Here is a 16,459-nt window from a genome sequence, read left to right on the forward strand (position 1 = left end):
ATTTGAAAGTAATCACAGATCAAAATGTGGGAGTGGGGCTTACCCCCGATGGCAGCGCCTCGGTCTAGAGCGAAGCCATCTCGGTATCAGCCTCAACTACCTTCGCAGCAGCCAACTTGCGCATCTGCTCACACCCCCACAACACTCGCTCCGGCGTCGCTGGCGCATCGATTTTCGGCTGATGGCGATAGTCACCCAGACTCGCCACCGCATCCTTGATCGCGCACCACGAGGCAATCCCGAGCATGAACGGCGGTTCACCCACGGCCTTGGAATGGAACACCGTGTCTTCCGGATTTTTGCGGTTTTCTACCAGCTTCACCCGCAGATCCAACGGCATGTCCGCCACCGCCGGGATCTTGTAGCTGGCTGGGCCGTTGGTCATCAGCTTGCCCTTGTTGTTCCACACCAGCTCTTCCATGGTCAGCCAACCCATGCCCTGGATAAAGCCGCCCTCCACCTGGCCGATGTCGATGGCCGGGTTCAGCGAGGCGCCTACGTCATGCAGGATGTCGGTGCGCAGCATTTTGTATTCGCCGGTCAGGGTGTCGACGATCACTTCGCAGCAGGCTGCGCCGAAGGCGAAGTAATAGAACGGCCGCCCGCGTGACTGGCTGCGGTCGTAGAAGATTTTCGGGGTCTTGTAGAAGCCGGTGCTCGACAGCGACACCTGAGCGAAGTAGGCCTGCTGGATCAGTGCCTCAAAGGTCAGGATCTGGTCACGCACGCGCACATGGCCGTTGTGGAATTCAACGTCCGCCTCGCTCACGTCGTATTTGCGCGCCGCAAATTCCACCAACCGTTGCTTGATGGTTTCGGCGGCATTCTGCGCGGCTTTGCCGTTCAGGTCCGCGCCGCTGGAAGCGGCGGTCGGCGAGGTGTTGGGCACCTTGTCGGTGTTGGTGGCGGTGATTTGCACGCGGTCGATTTCCACCTGGAACACTTCGGCCACTACTTGCGCCACCTTAATGTTCAAACCCTGGCCCATCTCGGTGCCGCCGTGGTTCAGGTGGATACTGCCGTCGGTGTAAATATGGATCAGCGCACCGGCCTGGTTCAGAAAGCTGGCGGTGAACGAGATGCCGAACTTCACCGGTGTCAGCGCCAGGCCTTTCTTCAGGATCGGGCTGTGGGCGTTGTACAGGCGAATCGCTTCGCGCCGCTCGGCGTATTGGCTGCTGGCCTCCAGTTCGGCGGTCATCTCTTCGAGCATGTTGTGCTCGACGGTCTGGTAGTAGTGGGTGACGTTGCGCTCGGTCTTGCCATAGTAGTTGGCCTTGCGCACCGCCAGCGGGTCCAGCGCCAGATGGCGGGCGATGGCGTCCATCACTTCTTCGATAGCGACCATACCTTGGGGCCCGCCGAAGCCACGGTAAGCCGTGTTGGACGCGGTATTGGTCTTGCAGCGATGGCCGTTGACCGTGGCATCGCCCAAGTAATACGAGTTGTCGGAGTGGAACATGGCACGGTCGACAATCGAGTTGGACAGGTCCGGCGAGCAGCCGCAGTTGCCGGCCAGCTCCAGGTTGATCCCGTGCAGGCGGCCGCTGTCGTCGAAGCCCACGTCGTATTCGATATAGAAGGGGTGGCGCTTGCCGGTCATCAGCATGTCTTCCACGCGCGGCAGGCGCATTTTGGTCGGCTGGCCGGTGAGGCGCGCCACCACTGCGCACAGGCAGGCGGGGCTGGCGGCCTGGGTTTCCTTGCCACCGAAACCACCGCCCATGCGGCGCATGTCGACGACGATTTTGTTCATCGACACATCGAGTACTTCGGCTACCAGTTTCTGCACTTCGGTGGGGTTTTGTGTGGAGCAGTAGACGATCATGCCGCCGTCTTCGGTGGGCATCACCGACGAGATCTGGGTTTCCAGGTAGAAGTGTTCCTGGCCGCCGATGTGCAGAGTGCCCTGGATACGGTTTTTCGCCGTTGCCAGTGCGCCTGCCGAATCGCCGCGTTGATGGGTATGACTGTCGAGCACAAAGTGTTTTTTGCGGTAGGCCTCGACCACGTCCAGCACCGGTTCCAGGTCTTCGTATTCGATCACGGCGGCCATGGCGGCTTTGCGTGCGGTGTCCAGGTCACGGGCGGCAACCGCCAGTACCACTTGGCCAACGAACTGCACGGTGTCGATGGCCAGCAGCGGGTCGCCGGGCATCAGCGGGCCGATGTCTTTCAGGCCCGGTACGTCTTCGTGAGTGATAGCGATGCGCACACCTTCGAAGGCGTAGCAGGGCGCGGTGTCGATGCTGATGATTCGAGCGTGGGCGCGGTCAGACATGCGCGCATACAGGTGCAACTGGTTGGGGAATTCCAGGCGGTCATCGATGTACTGCGCCTCACCGCTGACGTGCTTGGCGGCGCTGTCATGCTTGACGCTGCGACCGACTCCGGAGGTCAGGTCCTGGGCGAACAGCTCGGCGAGTTCGGCCTGGGTTTTTTCCACGGCGTGATGGTTAGACATAAGCGGTCACCCGAGTCTCGATGTGCGGCGTTTGCAGTTCGATGAAGTATTTACGCAGCAGGTTCTGCGCGCTGAGCAGGCGATATTCCTTGCTGGCGCGGAAGTCCGACAGCGGCGTGAAATCCTGGGCCAGGGCGGCGCAGGCTTTCTCCACGGTGGCGGCGTTCCAAGTGGCGCCGACCAATGCGGCTTCGCAGTTTTTCGCGCGTTTTGGTGTCGCGGCCATGCCGCCGAACGCGACGCGTGCCTCACGAATTACGCCGTTGTCGATCTTCAGATTGAAGGCTGCGCAGACGGCGGAAATGTCATCGTCCAGGCGCTTGGAAACCTTATACGCACGGAACAGCGTATGGCCCTTGGGTACGATGATTTTCTCGATGAATTCACTGTCCTGGCGGGCGGTCACGCGGTAGTCGATGAAGTAGTCTTCCAGGGCCAGAGTGCGGCGTACGTCGCCCTTGCACAGCACGATCTGCGCGCCCAGGGCGATCAGCAGTGGCGGTGAGTCGCCGATGGGTGAGGCGTTACCGATATTGCCGCCCAACGTGCCCTGGTTGCGGATTTGCAGAGAGGCGAAGCGGTGCAGCAGCTCACCGAAGTCCGGGTATTCGTGATGCAGTGCGGTGTAGCAGTCGGAGAGGGCGGTGGCGGCGCCTATTTCCAGGCGGTCGTCGAACGATTCGACGCGCTTCATTTCTTCAATATTGCCGACGTAAATCATCACTGGCAGTGTGCGGTGAAACTGGGTGACTTCCAGCGCCAGGTCTGTGCCGCCGGCCAGCAGGCGGGCTTGGGGGTAGGCGTCATAGAGGTCGGCCAGGTCGGCCACGGTCAGCGGCACCAGGCAGCGTTTGTCGCCGCTGTTGAGCTCGCCCGTTTGGGTCGGCGCGATGGCTTTGAGGCGTGCAATGGTCTCGGCCTGGCGGCTGTCGAACTGATCCTGGGGCTTGTTGCAGCAGGCCTGTTCGGCGGCCGCAAGAATCGGGCGGTAGCCGGTGCAGCGGCACAGGTTGCCGGCCAGGGCTTCATGGGCTTTCTGGCTGTCGGGAGCGTCGCTGTTCTTTTGCAAGGCGAACAGCGACATCACAAACCCTGGGGTGCAAAAGCCGCATTGCGAACCGTGGCACTCAACCATGGCTTGCTGCACGCTGTGCAGTTGGCCTTGGTGCTTGAGGTCTTCGACGCTGATCAGTTGTTTGCCGTGCAGCGACGACACAAAGGTCAGGCACGAGTTAAGGCTGCGATAACGAATCTGCTCGACGCCTTGATCGTCGCGATGCAGCTCGCCGACCACCACGGTGCACGCACCGCAGTCGCCGCTGGCGCAGCCTTCCTTGGTACCGGATTTGCCCACGTGCTCACGCAGATAGTTGAGCACGGTCAGGTTGGGGTCCAGGGCGTGCTCGCTACGGAGTTCCTGGTTGAGTAAAAACTGGATCACGGAAGGCCTCGCAGACTCATTATTGTTGTTAACCGCTTTTCGCCGAATCTAGTCATGTCTGACTTTTCGGTCAATGATTTTCTGACCGGCAGGTCAAGAAAATGCGATCGCAACACTCTCAATTATGGTCCAGTCTTTTGGAACCGGCGTTTTTGCGGGCTTACGCTGCTCAACCGCTGCTTATTTCATGCCAAATTCGCCACGGTGGGCGTAGCGCCATCAGCCAGCCAATGCGCTACACTGCCGCGCTTGTACCGATAGAAGATTTTGAAGGGAAAACATGACGTTCAAGGCGCCGGACAGTCTCGCCGAGCAAATCGCTCACCACCTCGCCGAACGCATTATTCGCGGCGATCTCAAGCCTGGTGAGCGCATCCAGGAACAGAAAGTCACGCTGGCACTCAATGTCAGCCGTGGTTCCGTGCGCGAAGCCTTGCTGATCCTCGAACGGCGCCACCTCATCGCGATCCTGCCGCGCCGTGGTGCCCACGTGACCGAGCTCACCGCGCACAAGGTGCAGAGCCTGTGCACGCTGATGAGCGAGCTGTACATCCTGCTCGGCAATGCCGTCGCCGAAGGCTGGCAGACCCAGGCCGACATGGCGCCGTTCGTGCAGATCCAGCAGCGCCTGGTGACCAATTTCGAGCGTGAGGACATCCGCGCCTTCGTCGAAGAATGCTTTAACGTGATGCGCGCCGCGTACCCCTTTGCCAACAACCCGTACCTGCAGGAAACCGTCGAGAACCTGCAGCCGGCGATGAACCGCGCTTATTACCTCGCCCTGGATCAGCGCAAGGCCTCCATGAGCGAGTACCTGGCGCTGTTCGAGCAACTGCTCGCCGCCGTACTGGCCCGTGACGTGCCGCAGATTCGCCTGGTGCTGTCGGCCTACTGCCAGCGCAGCAGCTCGTTGGTCATCGCAGCGTTGGCGGACGGCTAAGCGTGCGGCTCAAGTGCATCAAACTGGCGGGGTTCAAATCCTTCGTCGACCCGACCACGGTGAACTTCCCCAGTAACATGGCGGCGGTGGTCGGGCCCAATGGTTGCGGCAAGTCGAACATCATCGACGCCGTCCGTTGGGTGATGGGCGAGAGCTCGGCAAAAAACCTGCGCGGCGAGTCGATGACCGACGTCATCTTCAACGGCTCCACCAGCCGCAAGCCGGTGAGCCAGGCCAGCATCGAGTTGGTGTTCGATAACTCCGACGGCACCTTGATCGGCGAGTACGCGGCCTACGCGGAAATTTCCATCCGCCGCAAAGTCACGCGCGACAGCCAGAACAGCTACTTCCTCAACGGCACCAAGTGCCGTCGACGTGACATCACCGATATTTTCCTTGGCACCGGCCTGGGCCCGCGCAGCTACTCGATCATTGAGCAGGGCATGATCTCCAAGCTGATCGAAGCCAAGCCCGAAGACCTGCGTAACTTTATTGAAGAAGCGGCCGGCATCTCCAAGTACAAAGAGCGCCGCCGCGAAACCGAAAACCGCATCCGCCGTACCCACGAAAACCTTGCCCGCCTCACCGACCTGCGCGACGAGCTGGAGCGCCAGTTGGAGCGCCTGCACCGCCAGGCCCAGGCGGCCGAGAAATACCAGGAATACAAGGGCGAAGAACGCCAGCTCAAGGCACAACTCTCGGCCCTGCGCTGGCAGGCGCTGAATGAGCAAGTGGGGCAGCGCGAAGCGATCATCGGTACCCAGGAAATCAGTTTTGAAGCCTTGGTGGCGGAGCAGCGTAACGCCGACGCCAGCATCGAGCGTCTGCGCGACGGGCACCATGATCTGTCCGAACGCTTCAATCTGGTGCAAGGCCGCTTCTATTCGGTAGGCGGCGACATCGCCCGTGTCGAGCAGAGCATCCAGCACGGCCAGCAGCGCCTGCGCCAATTGCAGGACGATCTGAAGGAAGCCGAACGCGCGCGTCTGGAGACCGAATCTCACCTGGGCCATGACCGCACTTTGCTGCTGACCCTGGGCGAAGAGCTGGACATGCTCACCCCAGAGCAGGAAATCACCAGCGCCGCCGCCGAAGAAGCCGCCGCCGCCCTGGAAGAATCTGAAACCACCATGCATGGCTGGCAGGAACAGTGGGACGCTTTCAACCTGCAATCCGCCGAGCCGCGTCGCCAGGCCGAGGTGCAGCAGTCGCGCATCCAGCAACTGGAAACCAGCATGGAGCGACTGGCCGAGCGCCAGCGCCGCTTGCAGGAAGAGCGCGTATTGCTCGCCGCTGATCCGGAAGACGCCGCGATCATGGACCTCAGCGAGCAACTGGCCGAAAGCGAAATGACGCTGGAAGAGCTGGAAGCCAGCGAAGAACAGCAAGTAGAGCGCCTTGAACAATTGCGTCAGCAGTTGCAACAGGCGACCCAGGCCCAGCAGCAGGCACAGTGCGATTTGCAGCGGCTCAATGGTCGGCTGGCATCCCTTGAAGCCTTGCAGCAAGCGGCGTTGGACCCAGGTACCGGCACCGCCGAATGGTTGCGCGACCAGCATTTGGCCGAGCGGCCACGCTTGGCGGAAGGCCTGAAGGTCGAAGCCGGCTGGGAATTGGCAGTGGAAACCGTGCTCGGTGCCGATCTTCAAGCAGTGCTGGTGGATGACTTTGGCGGTTTCGACCTGGCCGGGTTTGCCCAAGGCGATCTGCGTTTGCTCAGCCCCGCCGCCGATGGTGCGCGGGTGCCGGGCAGCCTGCTGGATAAGGTCGAGGCCGCCATTGACCTGTCGCCGTGGTTGGGCCAAGTCAAACCGGTGGATTCCCTGGAGCAGGCCCTGGCCCAGCGCGGTCAATTGGCAGCCGGCGAAAGCCTGATCAGCCGCGATGGCTATTGGGTCGGCCGGCACTTTTTGCGGGTTCGCCGCGCCAGTGAAGCGGAAAGTGGCGTTCTGGCCCGTGGCCAGGAAATCGTCAACCTGATCGCTGAGCGCGAAGAGCGTGAAGCGACCCTCGAAAGCCTGGAAACCGAACTGCAAACCCTGCGCGCCACCCAGCGCCAGCAAGAGACCGGCCGCGAACACCTGCGCCGTCTGTTGCAGGACGAAGCGCGTCAGCAAGGCGAGTTGAAGGCGCAACTGTCGGCGAGCAAAGCCAAGGCCGAACAACTGACCCTGCGCCGTACCCGTCTTGATGAAGAAGTCGCCGAGATGGGCGAGCAACGCGCCCTGGAACATGAACAGATCGGCGAAGCGCGCCTGCACCTGCAGGAGGCGCTCGACAGCATGGCCCTCGATACCGAGCAGCGCGAACTGCTACTGGCCCAGCGCGACAGCTTGCGCGAACGCCTTGACCGCGTGCGCCAGGAAGCGCGGCAGCACAAGGATCACGCGCACCAATTGGCGGTACGCCTCGGCTCGCTGCGCGCCCAGCATGATTCCACACGCCAGGCCCTTGAACGCCTGGAGATGCAATCCGAACGCCTCACCGAAAAGCGCGAGCAACTGAGCCTCAATCTGGAGGAGGGCGAAGCGCCGTTGGAAGAGCTGCGCCTCAAGCTGGAAGAATTGCTCGACAAGCGCATGACCGTCGACGAAGAACTCAAGACCGCGCAGATCGCCCTGGAAGACGCCGACCGCGAATTGCGCGACGCGGAAAAACGCCGAACCCAGGCCGAGCAGCAATCCCAATTGATTCGCGGCCAACTCGAACAACAGCGTATGGAATGGCAAGCCTTGACCGTGCGCCGCAAAACCTTGCAAGACCAATTGCTGGAAGACGGCTACGACCTGCACGGCGTGCTCAACACCCTGACCTCCCAGGCCAACGAGAAAGAAGCCGAGGAAGAACTTGAGCGGATTGCTGCACGTATACAACGCCTGGGCGCGATCAACCTCGCGGCCATCGATGAATATCAGCAGCAGTCCGAGCGTAAACGTTATCTGGATGCCCAGGACGCCGACCTGGTCGAAGCCCTGGATACGTTGGAAAACGTGATCCGCAAGATCGACAAGGAAACCCGTAATCGCTTCAAAGATACCTTTGATCAGATTAATAGCGGTTTACAGGCGTTATTCCCGAAAGTTTTCGGCGGTGGCAGCGCTTACTTGGAACTGACGGGCGAAGATCTACTCGATACAGGGGTAACGATCATGGCGCGGCCTCCAGGCAAGAAGAACAGCACCATTCATTTGTTGTCCGGTGGCGAAAAAGCCCTGACCGCATTGGCCCTGGTATTTGCCATCTTCAAATTGAACCCGGCGCCGTTCTGTATGCTCGACGAAGTTGACGCTCCATTGGATGACGCTAACGTTGGACGCTATGCACGACTGGTCAAAGAGATGTCCCAGACCGTGCAGTTCATCTATATCACCCACAACAAGATCGCCATGGAAATGGCTGATCAGTTGATGGGTGTGACGATGCATGAACCGGGCTGTTCGCGTTTGGTCGCAGTGGATGTCGAAGAAGCGATGGCGATGGTGGAATCCTGAGCTGCGCCATGAGAGATAGTTTTCATGCGATGTCAGGTGATTTACCGGTCAAGTGAAAGTGGCAAATGGACATATTTGTTCAAGGCATTTTGACAGACGGTGTAAAGTTATCTTTGGTCGTGCTAGTTTAATGTCAATTTTTCGTGTGCGTGGGCAAAACGTCAGTCAGAACATAGAGTTGGCGCCACGTTTTAAAGCGGTTTGCACGGTGCTAAACCCCTTATTTTTCAGCATTTTTTATTAGAGGCACGGGATTACATGGAAATCGGTCTGCGCGAGTGGCTGATCGTCATCGGCATTATTGTCATTGCCGGTATTCTTTTTGATGGCTGGCGCCGCATGCGCGGTGGCAAGGGCAAGCTCAAATTCCGTCTGGACCGCAACCTGTCCAACTTGCCTGACGACGACGGCAGCGCAGAGCTGCTGGGGCCGCCCCGTGTGCTGGACACGCATAAAGAGCCGCAACTGGACGAGCACGACTTGCCGTCGATGAGCGCGCCGTTGCGTGAAGCCCGTGAACCGTCTTCCAAACGTGGCAAGCGCGCCAATGCCGCCGTGGCCGAGCCCCATCAGGGCGACCTGAACCTCGACGTCGACGAAGGCCCGAGTTTCAGCAGCCGTGACGATGACTTCCCGGACGAAAACGTTGGCAAGAACGCGCCGCGCCAATCGGTTAACGATCAGCCTGCTGCTGAAGAAGTGCTGGTGATCAGCGTGATCTGCCGCGACGCCGCCGGCTTCAAAGGCCCGGCTCTTTTGCAGAACATCCTCGAAAGCGGCCTGCGCTTTGGCGAGATGGATATTTTCCATCGCCACGAAAGCATGGCAGGCAACGGCGAAGTGCTGTTCTCCATGGCCAACGCAGTCAAGCCCGGCACCTTCGACCTGGACGACATCGACCTGTTCAGCACTCCAGCGGTGAGCTTCTTCCTTGGCCTGCCAGGCCCGCGTCACCCGAAACAAGCGTTCGATGTGATGGTGGCTGCAGCCCGCAAGCTCTCCCAGGAGTTGAACGGCGAACTGAAGGACGACCAACGTAGCGTCCTGACCGCCCAGACCATCGAACACTACCGTCAGCGCATCGTCGAATTCGAGCGTCGCGCCCTGACACAGAAACGCTGAGGTTTGGCTTCAAGCGTTGTCGATAGAATTAAGCGCACCAACATTTGAGCAGCTTCGGCTGCTCTTTTGCTTTATGAGAGAACACCCATGACCGCCGCCCACACCCGCATCCTCGAACTGCGCGCTGAACTGGATCAGCACAACTACCGTTACCACGTCCTCGACGAGCCGAGTATTCCGGACGCCGAGTACGATCGGCTGTTCCACGAGCTCAAGGCTCTGGAAGCTGAGCATCCGGAACTGGTCACACGGGATTCGCCGACGCAGCGGGTCGGCAGCGCGGCGTTGTCGGCGTTCACTCAGGTCAAGCACGAGATCCCGATGCTCAGCCTGGGCAACGCCTTTGATGAAACCACGATGTTAGAGTTTGATCGCCGGGTGACTGAAGGCCTGGACTTGCCGGTGGGCGACCTTTTTGGCGCTGGTGCCGAGGTGGAGTACAGCTGCGAACCCAAACTGGACGGCCTGGCGGTCAGCCTGCTGTATCAGGACGGTGAGTTGGTGCGCGGTGCCACCCGAGGTGACGGCACCACTGGCGAAGACATCAGCGTCAACGTGCGCACCGTGCGCAATATCCCTTTGAAACTGCACGGCAGCGGCTGGCCGGCGACCTTGGAGGTGCGTGGCGAAGTCTTTATGTCCAAGGCCGGCTTCGAACGGCTCAATGCCTCGCAACTGGAAGTCGGCGGCAAGACCTTCGCCAACCCGCGCAATGCCGCCGCCGGCAGTCTGCGTCAGTTGGATTCGAAAATCACCGCCAGCCGCCCGCTGGAATTCTGCTGCTATGGCATTGGCCAGGTAACGGCTGACATCAGCGATACCCACATCGGGAACCTGCAGCAGTTGCAAAAATGGGGCATGCCCATCAGCCATGAGCTGAAGCTGGCCAAGGGTATTCAGGATTGCCTGGATTACTACCGCGATATCGGCGAGCGGCGTAACAGCCTGCCCTATGAGATCGACGGCGTTGTCTTCAAGGTCAACAGCATTGCTGCTCAGCGTGAATTGGGCTTCCGCGCCCGTGAGCCGCGCTGGGCCATCGCCCACAAATTCCCGGCGATGGAAGAACTCACTGAGCTGCTCGACGTGGAATTTCAGGTCGGCCGCACCGGCGCCGTCACCCCGGTAGCGCGTCTGAAGCCCGTCAAGGTCGCGGGTGTGACTGTGTCCAACGCCACCTTGCACAACATGGATGAAGTGGCGCGTCTGGGCGTCATGATTGGCGACACCGTGATCATCCGGCGCGCCGGGGATGTGATCCCTCAAGTGGTGTCCGTAGTGCTTGAGCGACGTCCGGCCGACGCCCGCGTGGTACCGGTTCCCGAGAGCTGCCCGGTGTGCGGCTCGCACGTGGAGCGCACTCAACTGGTCAAGCGCAGCAAGGGCAAGGAAACCGTCAGCGAAGGCGCCGTGTACCGCTGCGTCGGGCGCCTGGCCTGTGGCGCTCAGCTCAAGCAGGCGATCATTCATTTCGTCTCGCGTCGGGCCATGGACATTGATGGGCTGGGTGACAAGACCATCGAGCAACTGGTGGATGAAAAACTCATCGGTTCGCCAGCCGACCTCTACACGCTCAAGTACGAGCAGATCATCGACCTGGAAGGCTTCGCCGACATCTCCAGCAAGAAGCTGATCGCCGCCATCGAGAACAGCAAGACTCCGACCCTCGCGCGTTTTATCTACGCGCTCGGCATCCCCGACGTGGGCGAGGAGACCGCCAAAGTGCTGGCACGCTCGCTGGGGTCCCTTGAGCGCGTGCAGCAGGCCTTGCCGCCGGTGCTGACGTACTTGCCCGACGTGGGCCTTGAAGTGGCGCACGAGATCCACAGCTTCTTTGAAGACAGCCATAACCAGGAAGTGATTGGCGCACTGCTGTCGCCGGAGAAGTGCGGCCTGCAATTGCAGGATCAGGGCGACCTCAGCGCCGAATTCTCCGCTAACACCACCTTGGGCGGCTTGCTCGACAAGCTGCACGTACCGTCCGTGGGCCCAGGCGCTGCGCAGAAGCTGGCGGACAAGTTCGGCAGCCTGGAAGGCGTGATCAAGGCCGACTGGCTGGACATGCGCCAGGCGCTGCCCGAAAAGCAGGCCAAGGCCGTGCGCGACTTCTTCGACAACCCGGACAACGCCCAGCACGCCTTGGCCATTGAGCAGCAGCTCAAGGACTTCGGCATGCACTGGCAAAGCGAGAAAAAGGTCGTAGAAGGCTTGCCAGAAGCCGGACACACGTGGGTACTCACTGGCTCCCTGGAGCTTATGAGTCGCGACGTGGCCAAGGAGAAGCTCGAAAGCCTCGGCGCCAAGGTGGCCGGTTCCGTCTCGGCGAAAACCCACTGCGTGGTGGCCGGGCCGGGTGCTGGTTCGAAACTGGCAAAGGCCAGCGAGTTAGGCTTGAAGGTGCTGGACGAAGAGGCCTTCGTGGCCTTTCTCGCCACGCACAACATTCCAGTCAGTTGACCCTCACCTGTAGGCGTCCGGCTTGCCGGCGATCGCGCGCCAAGGAGTGCCATCGTCGGCACGCCTGACGCCTATAGGGATGTCATCCCATTTTTGGAACGATCTTCGAAGGGAATTGATCTAGTCTTGGTCACCCCAGGAAGAGATCGCCATGTTCCGCTACTTCGAGCAACTCAGTTCGCGCATTGCCGCACCGTTCATGGCCGAATCCTCGCGCAACAGCAAGGTTTGGCAATGTCGTTGCGGCCAGTCCCTATTCTTTCGCAACAGCCAATGCCTGGCATGCGCGGCGCTGCTGGGCTATCAACCCCGGCAAAGTCGCTTGTCCTCGCTGCAACCCGGCCCCGTCGAAGGCACCTGGCTGCAGGACGATAACCTCGACGCCGGCGCCTTTCGCCGCTGCGCCAACCTTGACACGCCTGCCGCCTGCAACTGGCTGATTCCGGCCCACAGCACCGCACCGCTGTGCGTGGCCTGTAGTCTCAACCGCACGATCCCCGACCTGTCGATCCCGGAAAACCATGAGCGCTGGCGCAAGGTAGAAACCGCCAAGCGCCGGTTGGTGGCGCAACTGATCAGCCTGGGCCTGAGCGTCGTGCCCAAGAGCGTTGACGAAGACACCGGCCTGGCCTTCGATTTCGTTGGTATCGACCTGGAAGGCAACGCCCCGATGACGGGCCATTCGAACGGCTTGATCACCCTCGACATCAAGGAAGCCGACGACGCCCACCGCGAAAAAATCCGGGTGCAGATGCGCGAGCCTTACCGCACCTTGCTCGGTCACTTTCGCCATGAGGTCGGCCACTATTATTGGGATCGCCTGATCGCCAATACCCACTGGCAGGAGTCCTTTCGCACCCTGTTCGGCGACGAACGCGCCAGTTATGCCGACGCCCTTGACCAGCATTACCAAAACGGCCCGCGTCCTGACTGGCAGCAAACCTGTGTCAGCGCCTACGCCACCATGCACCCTTGGGAAGACTGGGCCGAAACCTGGGCTCATTACTTGCACATGATGGACGCCGTCGACACTGCCCTGGGCTTTGGCATGAGCGCCCGCGAGATGGACCTGGATTACCAGCCGTTCCCCCTTACTACGCTTTATGACCCCCAACATCCCAGCGGTCCGGCGTTCCTGTCGTTCGTTAACGCCTGGATTGAACTGGCGGGCATGCTCAATGAGCTGTCGCGCGCTATGGGCCAGCCGGATTTCTACCCGTTCGTGCTACCACCGGCGGTGATCGCCAAGCTGCACTTCATCCACCTGGTGATCCAGGAAGAGGGCGGCCGGGCGGATGAGGTGTTGCAGACACAATGACGAACCAATGTGGGAGGGGGCTTGCCCCCGATAGCGTTGGGTCAGTCACTGATTTATTGGCTGGCAGACGGCTATCGGGGGCAAGCCCCCTCCCACAGGGGATGGCGGGGAAGCTAATGGCCATGGCAAGTGCTTGAACCCCTTCATATTTTTAATCCCTCACCAACGGTTGTAACTTCCGATGAGATCGGTACAATGGCCCCGCTTGCCGAGAGGCAGGCGTCGTTATGGTGACCCCATCGGTCCCCCCGCAACGATTACCCGTGAACCTGGTCAGAGCCGGAAGGCAGCAGCCACAGCGGGAACATTGTGTGCCGGGGTGTGGCTGGTGGGGTTGCCTCCATAACGCTCCTCCTTGCAATACCCCTTCGATTCAAATCCAGATTTCTTATTTTCAGCCAACTGCCGATGTTTATTGCGCAGTCGATGACGGCTGTTTCACAACTTTCCAAACCCCCGCTGGACAACCCTAAACCGCCTTGTTAGTTTGCGCCGGCCACTTGTTTCAGAATATGACAAGGGCGCTGAATTGATATTGAAGTGCTATCACTTCTTTAACTAACAAGGATGTCTGTGATGAAAAGCCTGCAAGGTTTACCTCGTCTTATCAGTGCTTCGGTAGGCGCTCCGGGTAAAGCCCGCAACTTGCCCGCCGATGTGCAGTGCATCCAATATTTATTCAATCTGATCATTCCCAAGATGGGTTTCCCGTTGGCCGAAAACGGCAAATGCGATGGTCAGTTGGTGCAGTGCATCAGCCAGTATCAGTTTCGCCATCTCAAATACGCCCATCCAGATGGTGTGGTCGACCCCACCGGTCGCACGTTTAACAGCCTGATCGAAGAGGCGGTGAAGGTGCCGGTGAAGTCCTTCCCGACGATGCGTATACCGAGTTTTCTCAACGCATTTGGCAACAACCAGGGCGACGCGGTGCAGGCCACGGTCAATGTGTACCTGGACCGCATGCGCGCGATGATTGAGGCCGAGCGGCGTAACCGGCAATTGATGCTCCAGGCCACGTGCGACGGGGGCATGACCCTTAGCGAAACGGACTTCCAGAACGCCGCTACGCAACTGGGTAGCGGTATTTCGGTGAATATCATCAAGGCCTTCGCCACCGTGGAATCTGGCGGGCGCTCCGGCTTCGGGCCGGCCAAGCTGCCGGTGATCGCCTTTGAAGGTCACCTGTTTCGCAAATACACCAAGCACATCTATGACCAGGCGCACCCGCTGCTGTCCTACCCCTACAAGAAAAAAGCAGGGCCGCAGTGGCAGGCGAACAACAAGGACCAGACAAAGGCCTGGGAAACCATGGCTACCGCATTCGCCCTGGATCAGGAAGCCGCATTGATGTCGGCATCGTGGGGCATGTTCCAGATCATGGGTTTCAACTTTGCGTCGTGCGGGTACAAGACGGTATTTGAGTTTTCGTCGGCATTAAAGGTGAATGCCGGTAATCAACTAAAGGCGTTCCTCGGCTTTTGCAGTAAGAGCCCTGCGTTGATGAAGGCCATGAAGGCCAAAGACTTTACTGGAATGGCGCGTAACTATAACGGTGAGGACTACGGCAACTACGACGTCCTTATGCAAAAAGCCTACGAAAAACTTGAAGGGAAAAAATAGGATGATCCGTTTACTCGCGATAGGTGTGTTGTCGTTGTGCGCCGTGGCACCTGCCATGGCTGGTTCGGCCGCGCTGCATTCGGGCAAGTACGAAGGGCTGATGCTGGCAGTGACGCCGGAGCATCAGGTCGAAGGTTTTTACACGGAATCAATGGGTGAGGGCGTGACGCGCAGCTGTGCGTTCTACCTGCAAGGTAAGCCCGACGCGCTCATTACTTGGCTCGACGACGCCTACCCTGGCAGCGTGGCGCCGTCGTCCGACGGTGTGACCCTGACCGTGGAAGAAGGCCGTCAGCACCCCGGCTGCATCAACGTACTGATGCCGGAAATCGCCACCGGCCTTGATCTGACCCAGACCGCCAGTAAGAAGTGGATCGGCCTGGTCACAGTGTCTGCCGACAAGGCTTACCTGCAGAAAACCCCCGGCGCCAAGGTGGCCAAGCGTCCGTATATCGTCAAGAACGATGTGGTAGGGGTGCTGGCGTTTAAGGATGGCTGGGCTCAGGTTGAGTTCATCAATGCTGAAGACCGCTCGTTTAAGGGTTGGATCACCCAGGATCAATACAGTCGTCTGGCCGCGCCCACTGCAAAAAACTGAGCAGAACCGCGCACACAAAAACGCCGCAACGTGTCCAGCACGCTGCGGCGTTTTTGTGTGCGGCGGTCAGGCCTTGTTGCGGTTGAACAGCTTGCGGATCACCGCGAACAACGCCACGACACCCACCACCAGAAACTTCTTCGCGGCCAGCAGGAAGATCCCGATCTTGGCGAATAACCCGGCCTTGGCGGCAATCCCGCCGGCAACCAACGCGGCTAGGCCGTAAGTGGCGAGCTTGTCGGTTTTCGGGTTGAAGTCGGTGTAGAGGTTGCCGTCGGTGAAGTTGGTAAACGCCAGGACCTTGGGCAGTTCCTGCTTGATGGTCGGCAGGTCGGCCATCGCCGCGACGGCATTGAGTTCCAGTACGCCCTCACGGCCCAGCACGCGGATGCTGTAGTTGAGGGTGTTCTGGTCGGCGTCGTCGGCCTTCAGTTCACGGGCCCAGTACATCTTGTGGGTGGTGTCGTCGTAGCGCGGCGGCTCGGCCCAGCCCACCAGATGCAGGCCGGCGTAGCCTTGTTTCTGGCGTTCCTTGTTATCTGTTTCGTCTTCTTCCTGCATTTGCTTGAGCAGGTCGGAGTAGTCGATTTTTGCGGCATCTTCATCGGAAATATGCCCGTCGGCCTTATAGCTGACGATGACGCCCCAACCGCGCTCCGACAGTGGGCTGACAGCTTTAGGCACGATCATGCCCAGGGTCTTGAAGCCCGGCGGGTTGCCCCAGCCATCGGTGAGCAAGCGCTCAGTGTCGGCGGGGTCGAGGTAATAAAATTCGTCGTTGAGCTTGAGGGTGGCAATGCCACTTGGCAGCGTGACGGTGCCGGTCTTTTGCTTAAGTGACGCCAGAAAGTGCTCGGCCGTTTCGGCGGGGGCACTGGCTTCAACGGGGGCAGGCGAGGCAGCAGCAACGGCAGGTGCGGTAGGCAGGCTCAGAGCGGCCGCCGCCAACAACAGGCGGAAGTAATTCATGGTAGTCCCTTACATTTTGAATTAATTTCGTAAGAG

10 protein-coding genes and 1 other RNA gene are annotated in these 16,459 nt (G+C 59.9%); 8 read left to right on the forward strand and 3 right to left on the reverse strand.

From position 1 onward, the window contains the following. Nucleotides 1-64 precede the first annotated feature (64 nt). A complete protein-coding gene (gene xdhB, locus ACKZ62_RS07115) occupies nucleotides 65-2,464 on the reverse strand; it encodes a xanthine dehydrogenase molybdopterin binding subunit (protein ID WP_032887626.1) in 2,400 nt (799 codons plus the stop codon). Then, nucleotides 2,457-3,905, reverse strand: coding sequence for a xanthine dehydrogenase small subunit (xdhA, locus tag ACKZ62_RS07120; protein ID WP_095185356.1), 1,449 nt, complete (start codon nucleotides 3,903-3,905; stop codon nucleotides 2,457-2,459). The genes xdhB and xdhA overlap by 8 nt, the downstream gene beginning before the upstream one ends. Nucleotides 3,906-4,185: 280 nt before the next feature. Between xdhA and ACKZ62_RS07125 the strand changes: the two genes are divergently transcribed. The 8 genes from ACKZ62_RS07125 to ACKZ62_RS07160 all read left to right on the forward strand — a co-directional run bounded on the left by ACKZ62_RS07125 (nucleotide 4,186) and on the right by ACKZ62_RS07160 (nucleotide 15,454). Further along, nucleotides 4,186-4,845 carry a GntR family transcriptional regulator gene (locus tag ACKZ62_RS07125; RefSeq protein WP_032887629.1) on the forward strand — a complete coding sequence of 220 codons (660 nt, stop codon included), beginning with the start codon at nucleotides 4,186-4,188 and terminating at the stop codon, nucleotides 4,843-4,845. Between the two features lie 2 nt (nucleotides 4,846-4,847). After that, nucleotides 4,848-8,336 carry a chromosome segregation protein SMC gene (gene smc, locus ACKZ62_RS07130; RefSeq protein WP_447096478.1) on the forward strand — a complete coding sequence of 1,163 codons (3,489 nt, stop codon included), beginning with the start codon at nucleotides 4,848-4,850 and terminating at the stop codon, nucleotides 8,334-8,336. Between the two features lie 258 nt (nucleotides 8,337-8,594). Beyond that, on the forward strand, nucleotides 8,595-9,458 hold the full coding sequence (gene zipA / locus ACKZ62_RS07135; protein ID WP_032887633.1) for a cell division protein ZipA: 864 nt from the start codon (nucleotides 8,595-8,597) through the stop codon (nucleotides 9,456-9,458). An 87-nt stretch (nucleotides 9,459-9,545) separates the two neighbouring features. Continuing rightward, a complete protein-coding gene (gene ligA / locus ACKZ62_RS07140; RefSeq protein ID WP_122754487.1) occupies nucleotides 9,546-11,915 on the forward strand; it encodes an NAD-dependent DNA ligase LigA in 2,370 nt (789 codons plus the stop codon). Between the two features lie 151 nt (nucleotides 11,916-12,066). Further along, on the forward strand, nucleotides 12,067-13,233 hold the full coding sequence (locus ACKZ62_RS07145) for a zinc-binding metallopeptidase family protein (protein WP_122754486.1): 1,167 nt from the start codon (nucleotides 12,067-12,069) through the stop codon (nucleotides 13,231-13,233). Between the two features lie 237 nt (nucleotides 13,234-13,470). Then, nucleotides 13,471-13,567, forward strand: an RNA gene (gene ffs / locus ACKZ62_RS07150) — signal recognition particle sRNA small type. A 242-nt stretch (nucleotides 13,568-13,809) separates the two neighbouring features. Continuing rightward, entirely contained in the window at nucleotides 13,810-14,856 is a 1,047-nt protein-coding gene (locus ACKZ62_RS07155) for an N-acetylmuramidase family protein (RefSeq protein ID WP_099602951.1), read from the forward strand. A 1-nt stretch (nucleotide 14,857) separates the two neighbouring features. Further along, nucleotides 14,858-15,454 carry a hypothetical protein gene (locus ACKZ62_RS07160; protein ID WP_122754485.1) on the forward strand — a complete coding sequence of 199 codons (597 nt, stop codon included), beginning with the start codon at nucleotides 14,858-14,860 and terminating at the stop codon, nucleotides 15,452-15,454. A 66-nt stretch (nucleotides 15,455-15,520) separates the two neighbouring features. On the opposite strand, the gene ACKZ62_RS07165 is transcribed toward ACKZ62_RS07160, so the two are convergent. Next, on the reverse strand, nucleotides 15,521-16,423 hold the full coding sequence (locus ACKZ62_RS07165; protein ID WP_032887643.1) for a DUF2167 domain-containing protein: 903 nt from the start codon (nucleotides 16,421-16,423) through the stop codon (nucleotides 15,521-15,523). Nucleotides 16,424-16,459: the final 36 nt, after the last annotated feature.

The organism is Pseudomonas sivasensis (assembly GCF_052938085.1).